We start from the raw sequence: 18,133 nt of genomic DNA on the forward strand, positions 1-18,133 counted from the left end.
TTTAAGTTTCCTGCTTAATGTACTCCCATACCGGACTGTTCATTGACAGATTTATTTCTTTTGTAAAATTAACTACTCCCTCATATCCGGCAAGTGCGTGTTTTCTTTCATGGTTGTGGTCGCAAAAAGCAATTCCAAGTTTATAAGCAAGAGGTCTTTCCTTAACACCCCCTACCAGAATATCCGCTTCCTTCTCCTTCATAAAGGTTTCCAGCTCAGCAGGGTTTGCATCATCCAGAATTACGGCATTTTGTCCAACCAGATTTGTAATAATCTCATATTCCTCAGGTTTTCCTGTTTGTGTTCCAACGACAACTGTTTCAATTCCCATCTGATTAAACTGTCTTATTAGAGAAATTGCCTTAAAACCCCCGCCCACGTAAATTGCTGCTTTTTTACCTTCAAGTCGGCTTCTGTATTTTTCCAACATTGGCCTAAGTCTCTCGGTTTCTGATTGCGTAAATTGTTTGGCTTTTTGTATATTTTCTTCTGTGCCTATTGCTTCTGCTATTCTGATTAATGATTGTGAGGTGTCTTCTACGCCGAAGAAGCTGACCTTTATAAAGGGAATATCCATTTTTTCTTCCATTTTCTTTGCCAGATAAGTCATTGAACCAGCACACTGAACAAGATTCAGCCTCGCCGAAGGTGCCTTTATAAGATTGTCGTAGCCGGCATCCCCGGTTATTGTTGAAACTACGGGGATACCTATTTCATTAAGGTAATTTTTAATTATCCACATTTCGCCGGCAAGGTTGAAATCTCCAAGGATATTGACTCCATTAGTTTTAGGAATATCGTTATGTGGCTTCAAAAGTTCCAGTATGGCATTACACGCCATTTTGTAACCATAGGATTTGTTACCTGAGAATCCGGGGGACTTTACGGGGATAACCCTTGTACCGTGTTTCTTTTCTGCATGTCTGCACACGGCTTCCACGTCATCACCTATTACCCCAACAATACATGTGGCATAGACAAAAATCACTTTTGGATTATGCTTCTGGACAACCTCGTCAATGGCAGCACTGAGCTTTTTCTCTCCTCCGAAAACAATATCCTGTTCCGTCAAGTCTGTTGAAAAGCTGTTTCTGTAAAGGTCGCTTCCACTGGTCAGGCTTCCCCGGATATCCCATGTATAACTGGCACATCCTATGGGACCGTGGACAATATGAAATGCGTCTGTAATTGGGTTCAGCACTACTCTTGCACCGCAGTATACACATGCCCTCTGGCTTACGGCTCCCGATACGCTGTTGCTTTCACATTTGATAGCTGTCTTCCCGGTTTTTTCAAATCCGAATTTTATAGAGTCTTTTCTTTCTTCCAATATAAGTGATTCTGTCATTCTTATGCCCCCTTCTCCAAAGGTTTAGGTTTTCTTGATTTACATAACTATTTCAAATTCTTCATCACTTGCATCTCTGTCCTGTCTGTCCATCAAGGCTCCCGCAATCATCTCCACCAGTCTTATTGCTCCTTTGTAGCCTACTATTGGTGCATATGAATGTACATATCTGTCAAGCACAGGAAATCCGGCACGTACAAAGGGTATGTCCTCGGCCTTTGCTATTTGTTTACCATAAGATGTTCCAAGAAGCAGGTCAACCTTTTCATTCTTTATCCATTGATGAAGTTCGAACAAGTCTCCTGCTGCTTTTGCAGTGCAACCGGTTACACCATATTGGTCAAAAAGCTTGTTAGCCAGCTTTACAAAAGCTTCTCCGGGGGTTCCTGTCAGAACATATTTAGGAATCATTCCCATTTCCAACGCTAGACGGGTAAGACCTAGAACTGTGTCGGGATCACCGAATATTGCAACTGTTTTCTCATGAAAATAGAAATGTGCATCTAGAATAATGTCTACCAATTGTCCACGTTCCTCTTCAAGCTCGTATGGAATTTCCTCGTTTGTTATCTGTGAAAGCTCCATAACAAATTTGTCAGTAGCATCAATTCCTATAGGCAGCTCCATCAGAGAATGCGGTACCTTGCACTTTCTTTCCAATACATTTGCAGGCTCCTCACTTGTAAGTTCACCCAGAGCAAGGACCTTATCGCAGTCGCCTAACCCCATTATTTCAGGTATTGTCGTTCCGCCCTTAGGATACATTGCGTACATTCCTGTCATGGGTGCATCCATTACTCCGCTCTGGTCAGGGAACATTGTAAAAGGTACTTTCATAAGATTTAGTATTCTTTTTAATTCCCTGATGTCGCCCGGATTTACAAACCCGGGGAAAATTGCAGTTTTGCCGTTTGATTGACCTGTTGATTCGGCCATATAGGTAATAAATCCGGACATCATATTATAAAATCCATTTACGTGTGAGCCTACATAGCTTGGTGTGTTTGTATGAACAACGTATTTTCCTTCGGGTATATCAATATCCTGGATAAAAGCATTCAGGTCATCTCCTATTGTTTCACTCAGACAGGTGGTATGTACTGCAATAATATCAGGGTTGTATATATCGAATACATTTTTTACACCTGTTTTGAGATTGCTTCCGCCACCAAATACCGAAGCACCTTCTGTAAATGAACTTGTAGATGACATTGCAGGCTCTTTGAAATGCCTTGACAAAAATGTTCTGTGGTAGGAGGCACATCCCTGTGAGCCATGGCTATGAGGCATACAGTTATGTACTCCAAGTGCTGCATACATTGCACCAACAGGCTGACAAGTTTTACACGGATTTATTTTTAAGCTGCTGCGTTCTGTTATTTCTTTTGGAGTCATTTTAAGCATTATTCTTCACCTCCTGCTAATGAAGCTTTTAGAGTTGACCTGTTTTTCCACGGTGGTGTAACAAATCCCCAAGCCGGGGTATACAGTCCCATTGTTATATCTCTTGCAAAGTTAACGGAACCTCTGAAGCCTGAGTACGGGCCGCTGTAATCATAGGAATGCAGCTGTCTTGCCAGAACTCCTGACTTTTGGAGTGAGTATTTATCCTTAATTCCCGAGAAAAATATGTCAGGTTTCAACAGTTTCAGGAACTCGTCAGTCTCAAACTGATTCAAATCGTCAACTATAATACTGCCGTTTTCCATATGTCTTATCATACCTGTATAGTCTTCCAGAGGAATTTTTGATTTTAGCATTTCATATTGCTCATCAGTAAGGTATGCATGATATTTTTTGTCGTCTTTTTCTACATTGAGGTGTTCTATATTTTTGCTGTCGGCATCTTCTTTTATAGTAGGAATTACTTCTCTGCCTTCGTAGTCATCTCTGTGTGCAAATTCGTAACCTGCAAGAACTGTGGAAACACCGAAGTCTGAAAGTAACAGCTGATAATGATGTGATCTTGACCCGCCTACATAGAGAGCAGCTGTTTTACCTTTAAGCTTTGAATAGTAGTATTCCTTCTCTTCTGCAATGTTTGCAAGTTCGTCGTCTATTACCTCTTCGGTCCGCTCTGCGAGTTCCTTATCACCAAAGTAAGCTGCCATATCTCTTAAGGATTGTATAGTTGATTTTATTCCAATGAAGTTTACCTTAATCCAGTCCACACCGTATTTGGTTTTCATCATTTCAGCAATGTAGTTTATTGAACGGTGACATTGCACCAGATTAAGATTTGCCATATGTGAATTCTTTATTGCTTCAAAGCTTCCATCTCCGGTAAATACCGATATTACATCGTAGCCGATACGCTTCATGATTCTTTCAACTTCCCAGCCGTCTCCGCCGATATTATATTCTCCCAGTAGGTTTACAGAGTATTTATTTTTAGGAGGAGTATCATTTGTGCCTATAATTTTTTTCATGATAGTGTTATTGGCAATATGATGGCCACCACTCTGGCTGACACCCTTGTATCCCTCACAACTGAATGCCATACAGCTAATTCCGTACAACTGTTCAGTTTCTGTCGCAACTGCATGTATGTCGTCACCTATAAGTCCTACGGGGCAGGTAGAGCATATCATGATACATTTTGGCTTAAAGATTTCTACTGCTTCTTTTATTGCCTGTCTCAGCTTTTTTTCGCCGCCGAAAACTATATCAGGCTCCTGAAGGTCAGTTGAAAAGCAATATTCAATAAAGTTTCTTCCGTCCTCAGTTTTTGCTTTGTTTCTTCTGGTTCCCCAGGAATAGAAACCGCATCCTATAGGCCCGTGTGTTAATACCAGAACATCCTTTAAAGGCCCGAGAACAACACCTTTACATCCTGCATAACAACATCCCCTGTTTGTTATGATTCCCGGAACAGTACGGCTGTTTGCCGCAATGGGCTGTTCTTTAGTTTCCTCAGTCAGCTCCATTATGTGTTCTTTTCTATTTTTGTATACTTTTGCACTATATTTATCTAATACAATATTTCTTACATTCATTTGTCTCACCACCTGTCATTTAAAGTATGTTTTCACCTGTTCTAACCTTATAAGTCTCCTGAACAGGTATTACGAATATTTTTCCGTCTCCGGGATTTCCGGTCTGGTTTACGTTAATAATTGTTTTAACTGCCAAATCTACCTGTTCGTCATCTAAAACCAATGAAAAAAACCTTTTGGGAATCAATCTGGCCGTCTCTGTAAATGCTTCACCTGCATTGGATACAGGCAATTCTCCGGCTTCCATGATATAGTTTAAAACGGTTGCATCAAGGCTTTTTTTACCTCTCCCGAGGCAAGGCCTGCAGGAGAAGGCCGGAAATCCGGCATTGGCAAGTGCTTCCTTGGTTCTGTTAACTTTGTTGGTACGTATAAAAGCCATAACCTCTTTCATAAGCAACACCTCCTATAAGCCTTGTTTTGCAGTACTAATGGTATATGCATCCATAACTTCACTGATAAATATTCTTCCATCACCAAAGTTTCCTTTTTCCCCTGTACGTGCATTCCTCATAATTATTTTTACAACATCGTCCTTGTCTTCATCATTTACAACAATCAACAGCATTTCTTTTGGAATCTCATCATACTGGATATCACCTATTACAATTCCCTTTTGCTTTCCTCTTCCATATACATCCATTTTAGTTACTGCAGGAAAACCTGCTGACAGCAACTCTGAAAGTACTATACCTGTTCTTTCAGGTCTGATAATTGCTCTTACCAATATCATAATTTCATCCGCCTTTCTTTTTAGTAGGTTTAATTTCATCACTAACATTTCAATGATGTTTTTAAACTTTCCGTAGTGAAGTCTGATTAAAAATATTTTGGAGACGAACCATGGAAAGATTTAAACTCATCAAGCATATCAAAAATGATGCTGAGTGATTAATATTAAATATCCATAATTCCGTGTTCCATCAACAGTTCTTCAAGTCTTTCCTGCTTTAACGGCTTAGGAATTACGAACAATTTGTTTTCGTCTATCTTTTTGGCAAGAGACCTGTATTCGTCCGCCTGATTACATTCCGCATCAAAATCAATTACTGTCTTTTTATGAATTTCAGCTCTTTGAACCATGTTGTCTCTAGGAACAAAATGTATCATCTGAGAGCCAAGCTCCTTTGCGAAAGCTTCAACCAAATCTGCCTCTCCGTCAACCTTACGGCTGTTACATATAATTCCGCCAAGTCTTACACCGCCTGTCTTGGCGTACTTCTGGATTCCTTTTGATATATTGTTTGCCGCATAAAGTGCCATCATTTCTCCGCTGGCAACTATATAAATCTCCTGTGCCTTTCCTTCACGAATCGGCATTGCAAATCCTCCGCAAACAACATCTCCCAAAACGTCATAGAAAACGTAATCCAAATCGTCTTCATATGCACCAAGTCTTTCCAACAAGCCTATGGAAGTAATTATTCCTCGACCTGCACAACCTACTCCCGGCTCCGGACCTCCTGATTCAACACAATTGATTTCGGAAAAGCCTTTCTTCATAACTAAATCAAGATCAATATCCTCGCCCTCTTCCCGGAGTGTATCCAGAACTGTCTGTTGTGCGAGGCCCCCCAGTATCAGTCTGGTTGAATCAGCTTTTGGGTCACAGCCTACAATCATTATCTTTTTACCCATTTCCCCCAAGCCTGCAGTCAGATTTTGTGTTGTAGTTGACTTTCCAATACCGCCTTTTCCATAAATAGCTACCTGTCTCATAATAAATACCTCCCATTTTCCTGTACTGTTGTACATTAATTTTCAAACTGTAAAATAAAAAGGTCCCAAAACAGAGTTTCCACTCTATGTTTTAAGACCTCATCGTCTGACTTTTTGATGTAATTCTACTAAAAAAGTCCCATTATTCACTCGATGTGAATTAATGAGACTTCGTCGTCGTTTTTATTAATTTGTTTAGCTTACTAAGAGTATAAGCCTTTATATTCATATTAACAATACACGAATTCGTCAATAAAAGCTACTAATTCTAAAGCCATTTTGTATATTTTTTACAAATACGTATTTATTATTCATTGATATGGTTGATTATTTCTTTCTCTCCTCATATAATAATAGTAAGTGCAACGGGGCGAATCAAGCTAAATGCTTGATTGCCCCGTTTTTTGTATTTTTAATAAAGAATATTATATAGGAGGTTAAATTATGTTAAAGAGAATTGCAGTGATAGTAAATGATGAACAAGAGCTTTCACCTTTTGAAAAGGGTTCCTTCATAAATATATATAATAAGAATAATACACACTGGGAATTATTTAAGGAAGTCCGTTACTATATTAATACTACCATGTCTCTATCAGACCTTAGGGAAAATATAAAAAGTCTTATTATGGAACTGGAAGATTGCAAGATTATAGTTGGTAAAGTTATGTCAGGTCTTGCTTACAACATATTTGACAGGAATGGGTTTGCAATATTTGAAGCAAAGAACATTACAAGCAGTATTCTTGATGATATGTATAATGAAGTCATCAGCTTAAAAGCTGAAGCTGCGAACTCAGAGCAAGTTGCTCTTTCACCTGTTCAAGTAGAAGAAAACGGAGTTTTTTACATAAACCTGATGGAGCTTCAAGCCAAGCATCCTGAAATTTCTTCTAAAAAAGCTATTAAACCTTTTCTGGAAACTACCCCTTTTTTCAAGCTTGAGGTTATATGCTCCCATGTACCCCCATGGTTTGACAACATACTTCCGGAATTGAATCTAAGCTATTCAGTAGAAGAAAACGGAGACAACAGATGCAAGGTTTCAATATTAAATAATGTCTGTTCACATTAATTTTCCATAATAAAAAGGAGGTTGCCAATATGTCAGAAAATATTCGTGAAAATCTATTAGGTATTGTCAGTGCTTTTTGTTTTGAAAGCGGAAGAATTAAAGAATGCATACTCTGCAAAAAAAATGTAATTAAAACTGAATACGGCGATTTAATTCCTAAATATGGTGAAGATGAAGTACGTAAAAAATACTGTCACTCTATTTCGTTTTATGAAAGCGGAAAAGTTAAAAGTATTTCTTTAGAATCCTCAACCTTAATAAAAACAACCTTGGGTACTTTCCCCGCAGAACTTGTTACTTTTTATGAATCCGGCAGTCTGAAAAGGATTTTCCCATTGAATGGAAAGCTAAGCGGTTATTGGGGCCAAGAGGATGAAGAAAAACTTTGTGACGAATTCAGGTTTCATTTTCCTTTTGGTAGCTTCAAGACAAAAATAATTGGTCTTTGCTTTTATGAAAGCGGAAACCTAAAATCATTGACCTTGTGGCCGGGTGAAAATATTATCCTTAAAGCTGCCCACGACCTTATCCCGGTTAGGATAGGTTTTTCATTATATGAAAACGGAAAGCTTAAATCGGTGGAGCCTGCCTATGAAATAACAGTACCTACTCTAATCGGAGAATTAACAGCTTACGATGCAAATGCTCTTGGTATACATGCCGACTGCAACTCACTGGTCTTCACTGAAAGCGGAAATATACAAGCTCTTTCCACAAGCAGCAGTAAGGTGGCTATATTTGAAAAGGGCGGCTCCTTTGAAACAATGAAAGCAATAGTTAAGCCCGACCCTTTTGAAGAAGGTGTTGTTTCCCTGGTGCCACTGGAAATTTCTTTTGAAGGGCATTATGTAAAATTCAACAGTGATAAAAAACGTATATATGATATTAACACAACAAGATTTACAATAGTAAATGATTCCGCAGCAGCTACAGGTTCCGGTCTTTCATGTACGGACTGTTCAAGTTGCAGTCTGTGTAAAAAAAGTAATTACATCTGATTGAAAATGTGAAATTGCAGGGGCTGTTTTGCAGTTGTTTATAGTTGAATGCGGGAAGTCACATTTTACTGAATTATATATAAAAAGCTACAAGAAAGTAACCTTTTTGTAATTGTAAAGTAACTTTAATATAATTTTCTATTAAACTATGTTAAAATATTAATAATCATTATAAAAGTTGTGTATTATAGGGGCAGAAATAGACTTTACATTTGATACATATATACGGCTGTGCTCTTATGTTTTACTCTTTCAGATATTCTTTTGTTTATCTTGATGTTCCTATTTATGCATTTCTTTTTTTTGAAAAAAATACAAAATAGGAATTGGAGAGATTATGAGTTTAAAAAAGATAAAAAGTTTAATAAGTAATATACCAAAGAAAATTAAGAATTATAAAAATAAATATCCATCAAAATATAAATATATAATTGTTTCATGTTCAGGTGCAGCAGCGTTGGCTCTTACGGCAGCAATCGTTTTAACACTACCGCACTCAAATCCTAAAATCAATGTAACGGATAAACCGGAAAAAACGGTTTCAGTATCCGACCAAACACCACAGCAAAAGTATTCTAAACCCGCTACAGAGTCAAATGCTTTAACTAAGACCTCCCGTGGTATTACTCCTATGAATCCTTTACAAGGGGATGTTATAAAATTAGGAGTAAAAGACAGTACCGTAACAGTTATTCAAAAGAAACTCATGGACTTGGATTATCTTGAAATTGACGAACCAACTGAAGAATTTGGAGAGTCTCTTAAATTGGCAACAGAATTATTTCAACGTAAAAACAAGTTACCCATAACAGGTGAAGTTGACGCTAAGACCTATCAGCTTTTGCTTTCAGATGACGCAAAAGCATATACCGTTTCTCTGGGAGCTGAAGGAACTGATGTACAGCAGCTTCAGGAACGTCTGTATGAATTGGGGTACATGGGCAAGGCAACAGGTTATTTCGGTACGGATACAGATATTGCTGTAAAGGATTTTCAGAAAAGAAACGGCCTTTTTGATGACGGTAATGTAGGTAAGCAGACAAGAGAAGTTTTATATTCTGCAAAAGCAGTTCCAATGTCCTTTTATTTAGGAGACGAAAACAAGGAAATACTTCAATATAAACAAAGATTGTATGAACTTGGCTACCTCACCGCAAAGCCCAGCGGAAAGTATGATAATGATACTGTTCAGGCAGTTAAGCGTTTTCAGGAAAATAACGGTTTGATTGCCGATGGTTTTATAGGGCCGGTTACAAAAGATTTGCTTATGTCGTCAGATGCTACTGAAAACGCCCTTGATATAGGCGACAGCGGAGATGATGTTACCAAAGTTCAGACATACCTGAAGAAACTCGGTTATTTGAAAAGTGTAACAGGATATTTTGGCTCCGATACTCATAATGCTGTTCTCAAGTTCCAGTCAAAAAATGGTCTGGGAAAGGACGGAAAAATAGGCTCTCAAACAATAGCCAAGCTCTTGTCCCCTGATGCAAAGAAATGGACAGGAGGTACGGGTAGCAGTTCAAACGGCAATAATTCAGGAGGGTCAAATAATTCCGGCAATTCCAGCCAGAACAATAATTCCGGTGGTGATGATGACAACGGCGGAGGCTACGTTAGTCCAAGCGTTGAGCAACTTATATCAGTAGCTAAATCAAAACTTGGAAGCAGATATATATATGGTGCAAAAGGGCCTAACAGCTTTGATTGCTCGGGATTTGTTTACTGGGTATTAAAAAATTCAGGAGTCAGACAAGGTTACATGACTTCCGGAGGATGGGCCGGAAATGGCAGGTATAAAAGGATATCCAGTATGAGTAGTATAAAACGTGGAGATATTATTACATACAATGGTCACGTGGGTATTGCACTGGGCGGAAATCAGATGATTGATGCATCCTCAAGTCAAGGCAAAGTTCGTATTACAAACATAACTTCTTCCTACTGGACAAGGAATTTTGTCTGTGCATTCAGAATATTCTAGATTTTTAAATATATTAGGACGCTATGCATTTCATAGCGTCTTTCTTATTATGTAGTCAGAAAAAATCCGTCGGTTTTCGCCGACGGATTTTTTTAGGAGTATTATATATGGAAATATAAAATTAGTCTATTTTTATAACTGCCTTAACAACATCCTGCTTGTTGTTTATTACGTAGTCAAAAGCATGTGCAACATCATCAAAATCAAATTCATGTGTTACTATACCTGTTATATCTATGATTCCTTTAGATATAGCCTTTATAGCTACCGGATATATGTTTTTGTAACGGAAAACCGATTTAATTGTAGCTTCCTTTGCCATAATCTTTGCAAAGTTAAATTCAATTATATCCTGTGGAGCTAAACCTACAAGAACAATAGTACCACCGTTTTTAACAAGGTAAGGAGTTTGTGAAATAGTCCTTGCAGAGCCTGCAGTTTCTATAACAATATCCACACCCCTTTTATCAGTGAGTTTGTCTATTTCTGCAAACACATCTGTTTCCATGGCATTTATTGTTTTGGTTGCTCCAAGCTTCATTGCATATTCAAGTCTCTTAGGTATTACATCGACTACAGTAATATCAGTTGCTCCGTTTGCTTTACATGCAAGCAAAGTAACAAGTCCTATTGTTCCTGCTCCAAGAATAACAACTGAGCTTCCAAGCTTTACTTCTCCCTGGTTTGCCGCATGCATACCAACAGCCAAAGGTTCAACTAATGCTCCCTCTTTTGTTGTTATATTTTCAGGCAGTTTAAAGCACATATTCTCCGGGAAAGCAATATAATTCATTAATGAACCATGATATGGCGGTGTTGCCAAAAATTCAACATCGGGGCAAAGATTATATCTTCCTGTTTTGCAGAATTCACATTGTCCGCAAGTTATTCCCGGTTCCAACGCAACCTTGTCTCCCACCTGCAAATTTTGTACTCCGCTGCCAACTTCAACAACAGTTCCGGCACATTCATGTCCAAGTATGAAATCTCCGTTTACTATAAAATCACCGATTTTTCCATGCTCAAGATAATGCACATCAGAACCGCAAATTCCCACATACTCAAGCTTTACAAGTACATCCTTTTCTCTGAGCTTTGGAACCGCTATGTCCCTTATCTCCATTTTGTTTATTCCTGTCATATAAGCCGCTCTGTTTTTCATAATAAAAACCTCCACACGATAGTTTGTCCTTTAAATATATATTTAAACCAACTTTATTATCAACTTTTATAAAACGTTTTAATTAACTTTCATTTTCTATGATACACCAAATAATTTAAATATACAATACAAAGATACGTGAATAAAGATTTTTTCACGTACCTTTGTATATTTAATAGTAGAAATATTACTTAATAGCTCCGGACTTCTTCAATATATCTATATATTGCTGTACATTATCTTTATTTACAAGTGGGTTACCAATATCTGTATCAATCTGCTTTTCTCCGCCTGTTAAGAGCTTATTGCCTGATTCAAGCAACTTTGTAGCAAGGTCGTATGCACTCTGCATACAAGTAGAAGTCATTTTTCCTTCCTGTATTAGAAGCAGTGCTTCTGCTGTTCCATCAACACCATATGCAAGCATGTTTTTGAACTTAGGGTTATCTTTAACAACTTCAATTGCTCCGGCTGCCATGTTGTCATTCATTGAAATAACTGCATCAATCTTGTCATTGGACTGTATCCAGTCTTCCATGTACTTCATAGCTTCGTCTTTGTTCCAGTTTGCAATCTGTTCGCCAACTATTTTAACATCAGGACGTTTTTCAAAGAATTCCTTCTGCCAGCTCTTACGTCTTTCATCAGCGTGGAAGTTTCCTGAAGGTCCATCTAACACTACAACTTTTGCATTTTGAGGAATTTGCTCTATTGCTGCACGAGCATTTACTCCAGCCTGCTCATAAGGATTTGCATCAACCGATGACGCTCCTTCAATTCCTGAAATACGAGCATTAGTTGTTATTGCATGTATACCTGCCTTAACTACTTTTTCAACATATGGTCTTTGAGCTTCACCGTTATTTGGCTGCACAATAACCAGATCATACTTGTTTGTAATAGCATTTTCAATCATTGAGTTTTCAGTATCATCATTTGCCTGACCATCGAATACATCCAGCTTAATGTCCGGGTACTTCTTTGCTTCATCCTTTACAGCGTTTGCAAGCCAAGCCGCAAATGAGTCAGATTGGGCACGAGCTATATATGCTACTTTATAGCCCTTTGAGCTGCTTCCTCCTGAAGCTGTTGAATCGGAAGTTTTTGGTGTCCCTGCTCCACATGCTGCCAAAAAAGTAATTGCCAGTGACATTGATAGTACGCTAATTAGTCTCTTCTTCATCTGTGTGTCCATCCTTTTAATAGATTTTTGGTAGATTTGTTTTTATTATTTAAACAGCATTGCTGTTTAATTTAAATTAAGCTTATTTCTTTGCTGCTACTTTCTTGTTTTTTGCATTTTGCTTGTCTTCTATTCTTCCAAGTGTACTCTTTGTTCTGCGGTTTTTGGACTGAATATCATATATAACCGCAAGAGCGATTATTGCACCTCTTACAATCTGCTGCATGTAAGAATCCACACTGGTAAGGTTCATAATATTGTCAAGGAATCCTACTATAAATGCACCCGCCAAGGTACCTGTTGCAGTTCCAACACCACCTGAGAAGCTGGTTCCACCGATGATAGCGGCTGTTAAAGCTGTGAACTCATAACCTACAGCACCATTTGGAAGACCTGCATTAACACGTGACATGAACAATACCCCTGCTAAACCAACGAAAATACCATTTATTATAAACGCAGTGTACTTAACTTTATGAACGTTTATACCTGACGCAACTGATGCTTCTTCATTTCCGCCCACTGCATAAAGAGAACGTCCGACTCTGGTGTGTTTCAATATATACCATGTTACTATTGCCAATACTACAAGGAATATGATAGGTATTGGAATAACACCTACAGAACCTTGTCCGAATACTACGAATTTGTCCAACTGTAAAATGTTTTGCCCTTTGGTATAAAGTAGTGCTACACCTCTTGCCATTGTCAGCATTGCCAAAGTGGCAATAAACGGAGGCGCCTTAAAAGTACTAATCATCAATGCATTAATAAAGTTGCACACAACTCCGGTAATTATACCTACCAACACTGCAATAACCAATGATCCGGTTGCTTTATATGCTGATATAGCAAATACACCTGAAAGAGCCAACACGGAGCCTTGAGACAAGTCAAGCATTCCTGAAATTATTAATATTGTCTGACCAAAAGCAAGAATTGTTGTAACTGCCAACTGTCTTGAGATATTTGTCAGGTTACTGGTTGTTAAAAAGTTTGGGTTTGCTAATGAACAAATTATGAATAATACAAACAGTACCATAAAAATACTGTATTTCTTTTTTGCCGTATTCCATAGGTTATTACTTCTTAAATCCATTTTATCTCACCTCATCTGATGTTAAAGTTCCAGTAGCGTATTTCATAATGAGCTCCTGGGAAAAATCTTCTCGTTTTATTTCGCCTGTAACTGCACCCTTTGACATTACATAAATCCTGTCACACATACCTATAAGCTCAGGAAGCTCGGATGAAACCATTATTACTCCCTTACCTTCCTTTGCTAAATTTGTCATTAGTTTGTATATTTCAAATTTAGCACCTACGTCAATACCACGTGTAGGTTCGTCCAGTATAAGAACATCTGGATTTCTTATCATCCACTTTGCCAATAATACTTTCTGCTGGTTTCCACCGCTTAATGAAGCAATAGGTGTTTCCAAAGTAGGAGTTTTTACCCTCATTTTTTCGAACATATCTGATACAATGCTTTGTTCAACATTCTTGTGATACCGGAATCTGTAAAATACCTTTTGAAGGAATGCCAATGTTGTATTTTCCCTTACTGATCTGACCGGAATAATACCATATCTTCTTCTGTCTTCTGATAACATTACCAGGCCTTTTTCAATAATCTGTTGTACATTTTTGACTTTGACTTCTTCTCCCTTGATATTAACTGTTCCTGATGAAATAGGGTCCAGTCCGAAGAGTGATCTCATAACTTCAGTTCTTCCTGCTCCCATAAGTCCGGCAAAACCAATGATTTCACCCTTTTTAAGGTGGAAGCTTACGTCATGATAAACATTTCCGTTACTTAATTTTTTAACCTCAAGTAACTTTTCTCCGATTTTGATTTCTTCCTTTGGATAGGTGTTGGTTAATTTTCTTCCAACCATTAGTGCGATTACGGTTTCAATGTCAAGTTCTTCCTTCGGATGACTCTCAACAACTGTTCCGTCTCTGAAAACTGTTATTTCATCAGCTATCTGGAATATTTCATCCAGTTTGTGAGAAATATAGATGATACAAACTCCTCTGGCTTTAAGTTCTTCAATCTTTTTAAAGAGCTTCTCAACTTCTTTTTGGGTGATGGCCGAGGTCGGTTCATCCATGATTATAATATCGGAATTGTATGATATTGCCTTCAAAATCTCTAGCATCTGAATATCGGAAACCGTCAGATCCTTTAACAGTGTGGTAGGTAAATAAGGCAGATTTTCCTTTTTTAATAATTCCTTTGTACGAGTTCTAACTTCTTTCCAGTTTACATTACCAAATTTGTTAACCGGCAGGTTACCTAAAAACAGGTTTTCTTCTACCGTCATTTCCGGAACGTAATTCATTTCTTGAAAAATCATTGATATACCAAGATTCCTAGCCTGTATGGGATTATTGATTTTTACAGGTTTCTCATCAATGAATATCTCACCACCGTCGGGTTGATAAATCCCGTTAATGATTTTCATCAATGTTGATTTTCCTGCTCCGTTTTCCCCACACAATACATGCACAGTACCTTTTTTTACAGTAAAATCGATTTTATCAAGAGCTTTTACCCCTGGAAAGGATTTTTCAATTTGCGAAACTCTTAGCTTAATGTTTTTGTCCATTTCCTTCCCCCATAAGTTTTCTTGTATAAAAACCTTATAATACTTATTACCATAATTTTCTTCTTTTATCGACCGATTTATATAAGACTTTTATAAATTACTTTTAATAAGATTATATCGCATAATTAGTAAAAGTCAACATAAAATTTGAATTATTTTAGTTATATTTAGTGTATTTGTACAAAAGATAGATTTTTGCATCTAAAAATGAAAAAGCAGTAATATGCTTTTGCATATTACTGCTCCTATGAGAATAGCTTTTAAACGTTCTTTATAAATTGGTCAACATGAGCAAGTGCAGCACCTACAGCAGTTGCCTCAAGCTTATACTTACATGCATGAAGGTAATTTCCGTCTACTTCAAAAGTATTGTATCTTGCAACCATCTGCCTTAGCTCACCAATATACTCGTCCATGTAAGCTCCGGCATATCCGCCTAATATAACTTTACAGTCAAACAACATACGCAAATTATTTATTGCAACTATTAAATGCGATATATATTCATTCCATAAGCTTTTCTGAGGCTCCATATTTAGCTTTAATAATCTGAAAAACTCAGCAATATTTCCATTGGTACTGTCTGACAAATGTTTTGCCGAGCAATAAGCATCAACACAGCCTTTTTGTCCGCAATAGCACTCTCTTCCGTTTGGTACAATTGTCATGTGCCCAAACTCTCCGCCTCTTTGGTTCTGTCCGTCATAAATATTTTTGGCTATTATTATAGAGCCTCCGACAGAATTATTTAAAGAAAGATATGCAACATTTTCATCTGAATCTTCACGCCACATTTCGGCAAAACCACCTGCATTGGCATCGTTGCTCAAAATAATGGGGTATGGAATAAATTCCTGAAAAGAATTTATGCTGCCACCCTGAAAGTCAATAACCGTTGCGTAACTGACAGTCTGACGATCATCGGAAAGTATTGCAGGCAATGCTATACCGACACCAAGTATATTAGCTTCATTGATTTCGGCTTCACTTACCAATTTTGTAACAAAATCGCCTACCCCTTTAAAATACTCTTTATGATTCTTAAAAGGGTACTGTATTCTAAAATTCTTTAGTAGCTTCCCGCTAAGGTCTATTATTACAATACTCACATGATTGCGTGTTATGTCCAGACCTACTGCATATTTTGCAGAACTATTATAGGAAATAGCCTTAGCCTTTCTGCCTCCCGTGGATTCAAAAAGACCTGTTTCTATTACCAGCCCACGTTCCTGAAGTTCCTTTATATTTTGAGTTACTGTAGGCAGACTCATATTTAAGGTATAAGCAATCTCCTGAATAGATATCGGTTCATGTTTGTAAAGAAAGTTATATATGGCATTTCTGTTTATTTTTTTAACCTCAATGCTATTTACCTTAGTTGCCATAATTTCAACCACCCAACTTTTATAAATGTCTTTTATTAATGTTAATACTATAACAAATCTTACTTTATTTCAATAGCAATCACCATGATTATAGCATAAAAATTACCATTCTGTATTGGTAATTTTCTGTAAACAGTATAAAAAATTTAGAATTTAGTATTTTTATGAGATATTGTATAGATTTTAGTACATTTTATGGTATAATTATTTTAGAAAAATAAATAGATTACCGCTGTCAAAAGAATAAAATTTGTCGAAATGCAGAGGTGAGAATTATGTATATTCATAATCGATTGCTCGCATTAATTTTTAGGATTTTGTTTTTATTTGGTTGTGGAATAGGTTTATACTTGAACTCTGGAATTCCCGATGGAAAATTTGCACCTTATATGCTTATTTTTTATACGATACAGAGTAATGCATTGTGCTTTGTGTTCTTTTCTATTCTTGCAGTAAAAAATCTTATTGATATCAAAACTAATGGCATCAAGGGCTCTACCAGCGTCTTTCCCCATTTAAAGGGTGCAGTTACCATGACAATTTCAATGACCTTTATTATTTACCACTTTGTACTGGTTCCATTATATACTTCTCATGATGCAAACTATAGAGTACTTAACTGGCAAAATATTCTGGTACATTATTTTGTTCCCATAATGACTGTTCTGGACTGGCTATTATTTGACAAAAAGCAAAATTTCAGATGGTTTGATCCCATGCTTTGGATTACTGTTCCAATCTCGTATTTTGTATTTCTTATAGTAAGAGCAAAAATCGGAGGAATTATAGCAATAGTTCAAAGCAAATATCCATATTTCTTTGTTGACGTTGATATTCTCGGCTGGCTTAATGTGCTAAAATATGCAGGTGTTTTTATTCTGGGTTTTCTTGTATTGGGATATGTTATTTATTTAGTTGACAAAATCTCTCTTGAAAATATCAGATTTGATTTTGTAAAACCAACTAGTTATTATTCAAATACCTATAAAGCTTAATCATGTTTTCAGCATCATCCACACTTCTGTGCATTTTGCCGTGGTAGTTTTCTCCGATTATTTGGAGTGCTTTAACAAGATTACAGGAGGAAGAAGGGAGTTTTGTAAATTTCATAAACTGTTCTTGTAAATTTATTAGTCCTCCTTTATGGATTATGCTCAAAAAATCCTTATTTTTATATTTATGTCTTCTGAGACTTCGTTTAAGGAGAAAAATGTCATAGTCCCCCCATGTATACAGTACTGTGTTTTCCATATTTTCGTACTTAAGTATCCATTGGTATAAGTGGCTTATTGCTCTATTAAATTCCATGCCGTTTTCTACATCAGTTTGGCTAAGGCCTGTAAGCTCTTTGCAGTAATCAGATAAAACCGGTTCTATTTCGGGTCTTATCACAACTGAAAATTTGCTTATCTCTATTAAATCTTGTCCTGTTACCACAGCCCCTATTTCAATTATTTCAGCATGGGGACGTTTATTTTTCTCATTTTTATCCCAGCAAGTAGCTTCAAGGTCAACAAATATTAACATATATTTTTTTCTCTTTTATATACTCTGTGCAGTTTGAAATAAAAATATCCGTAAATGAGTATTAATGAAGGAAATACCAGCCATAAGAAGCCTCTACCCATTGCAAACGGTGTTTCAAACATAAAAGCCTTCCAAAATCTTGCAC

General features: G+C 37.1%; 16 protein-coding genes. 4 read left to right on the forward strand and 12 right to left on the reverse strand.

What is annotated here, in order from left to right:
* Window position 1: 1 nt before the first annotated feature.
* From nifE to nifH, 6 genes are all read right to left on the reverse strand, one after another.
* Window positions 2-1,348, reverse strand: coding sequence for a nitrogenase iron-molybdenum cofactor biosynthesis protein NifE (gene nifE, locus P0092_RS14565; RefSeq protein WP_004621685.1), 1,347 nt, complete (start codon window positions 1,346-1,348; stop codon window positions 2-4).
* A 39-nt stretch (window positions 1,349-1,387) separates the two neighbouring features.
* Entirely contained in the window at window positions 1,388-2,752 is a 1,365-nt protein-coding gene (locus P0092_RS14570; RefSeq protein ID WP_004621684.1) for a nitrogenase component 1, read from the reverse strand.
* A complete protein-coding gene (locus P0092_RS14575; RefSeq protein WP_004621682.1) occupies window positions 2,752-4,344 on the reverse strand; it encodes a nitrogenase component I subunit alpha in 1,593 nt (530 codons plus the stop codon). The genes P0092_RS14570 and P0092_RS14575 overlap by 1 nt, the downstream gene beginning before the upstream one ends.
* Window positions 4,345-4,363: 19 nt before the next feature.
* Entirely contained in the window at window positions 4,364-4,738 is a 375-nt protein-coding gene (locus tag P0092_RS14580) for a P-II family nitrogen regulator (RefSeq protein ID WP_004621680.1), read from the reverse strand.
* Window positions 4,739-4,750: 12 nt separating this feature from the next.
* A complete protein-coding gene (locus tag P0092_RS14585; protein ID WP_004621678.1) occupies window positions 4,751-5,077 on the reverse strand; it encodes a P-II family nitrogen regulator in 327 nt (108 codons plus the stop codon).
* Between the two features lie 164 nt (window positions 5,078-5,241).
* The gene (gene nifH, locus P0092_RS14590) at window positions 5,242-6,063 is read right to left on the reverse strand and encodes a nitrogenase iron protein (protein ID WP_004621676.1); all 822 of its coding nucleotides are present in this window, start codon (window positions 6,061-6,063) and stop codon (window positions 5,242-5,244) included.
* 444 nt (window positions 6,064-6,507) lie between these two features.
* Between nifH and P0092_RS14595 the strand changes: the two genes are divergently transcribed.
* The 3 genes from P0092_RS14595 to P0092_RS14605 all read left to right on the forward strand — a co-directional run bounded on the left by P0092_RS14595 (window position 6,508) and on the right by P0092_RS14605 (window position 10,119).
* The gene (locus P0092_RS14595) at window positions 6,508-7,137 is read left to right on the forward strand and encodes a Fe-only nitrogenase accessory AnfO family protein (protein ID WP_004621674.1); all 630 of its coding nucleotides are present in this window, start codon (window positions 6,508-6,510) and stop codon (window positions 7,135-7,137) included.
* A 29-nt stretch (window positions 7,138-7,166) separates the two neighbouring features.
* Entirely contained in the window at window positions 7,167-8,135 is a 969-nt protein-coding gene (locus P0092_RS14600) for a hypothetical protein (protein WP_004621672.1), read from the forward strand.
* 337 nt (window positions 8,136-8,472) lie between these two features.
* A complete protein-coding gene (locus P0092_RS14605) occupies window positions 8,473-10,119 on the forward strand; it encodes a C40 family peptidase (RefSeq protein WP_276186949.1) in 1,647 nt (548 codons plus the stop codon).
* A gap of 121 nt (window positions 10,120-10,240) precedes the next feature.
* On the opposite strand, the gene P0092_RS14610 is transcribed toward P0092_RS14605, so the two are convergent.
* The 5 genes from P0092_RS14610 to P0092_RS14630 form a co-directional block, all read right to left on the reverse strand.
* Window positions 10,241-11,281, reverse strand: a complete 1,041-nt coding sequence (locus tag P0092_RS14610) for an NAD(P)-dependent alcohol dehydrogenase (RefSeq protein WP_004621668.1) — start codon at window positions 11,279-11,281, stop codon at window positions 10,241-10,243.
* A gap of 187 nt (window positions 11,282-11,468) precedes the next feature.
* A complete protein-coding gene (locus P0092_RS14615; RefSeq protein ID WP_004621665.1) occupies window positions 11,469-12,464 on the reverse strand; it encodes a sugar ABC transporter substrate-binding protein in 996 nt (331 codons plus the stop codon).
* Window positions 12,465-12,546: 82 nt separating this feature from the next.
* Complete coding sequence (locus tag P0092_RS14620) at window positions 12,547-13,563, reverse strand: ABC transporter permease (RefSeq protein WP_004621663.1); 1,017 nt, start codon at window positions 13,561-13,563, stop codon at window positions 12,547-12,549.
* A gap of 1 nt (window position 13,564) precedes the next feature.
* Complete coding sequence (locus tag P0092_RS14625; RefSeq protein WP_004621661.1) at window positions 13,565-15,076, reverse strand: sugar ABC transporter ATP-binding protein; 1,512 nt, start codon at window positions 15,074-15,076, stop codon at window positions 13,565-13,567.
* Between the two features lie 260 nt (window positions 15,077-15,336).
* Window positions 15,337-16,461: an ROK family transcriptional regulator gene (locus P0092_RS14630; protein ID WP_004621660.1), complete on the reverse strand. Its 1,125-nt coding sequence runs from the start codon at window positions 16,459-16,461 to the stop codon at window positions 15,337-15,339.
* A gap of 389 nt (window positions 16,462-16,850) precedes the next feature.
* On the opposite strand from P0092_RS14630, the gene P0092_RS14635 reads away from it, so the two are divergent.
* Window positions 16,851-17,456, forward strand: coding sequence for a Pr6Pr family membrane protein (locus P0092_RS14635; protein WP_276186950.1), 606 nt, complete (start codon window positions 16,851-16,853; stop codon window positions 17,454-17,456).
* Here P0092_RS14635 and P0092_RS14640 read toward each other — a convergent pair.
* Window positions 17,425-17,988 (reverse strand): 3'-5' exonuclease, encoded by a 564-nt coding sequence (locus P0092_RS14640; protein WP_004621656.1) that lies wholly within the window; start codon window positions 17,986-17,988, stop codon window positions 17,425-17,427. The two genes, P0092_RS14635 and P0092_RS14640, sit on opposite strands and share 32 nt — an antisense overlap.
* Window positions 17,989-18,133: the final 145 nt, after the last annotated feature.

The organism is Ruminiclostridium papyrosolvens DSM 2782 (genome assembly GCF_029318685.1).
Taxonomy (GTDB): domain Bacteria; phylum Bacillota; class Clostridia; order Acetivibrionales; family DSM-1351; genus Ruminiclostridium; species Ruminiclostridium papyrosolvens.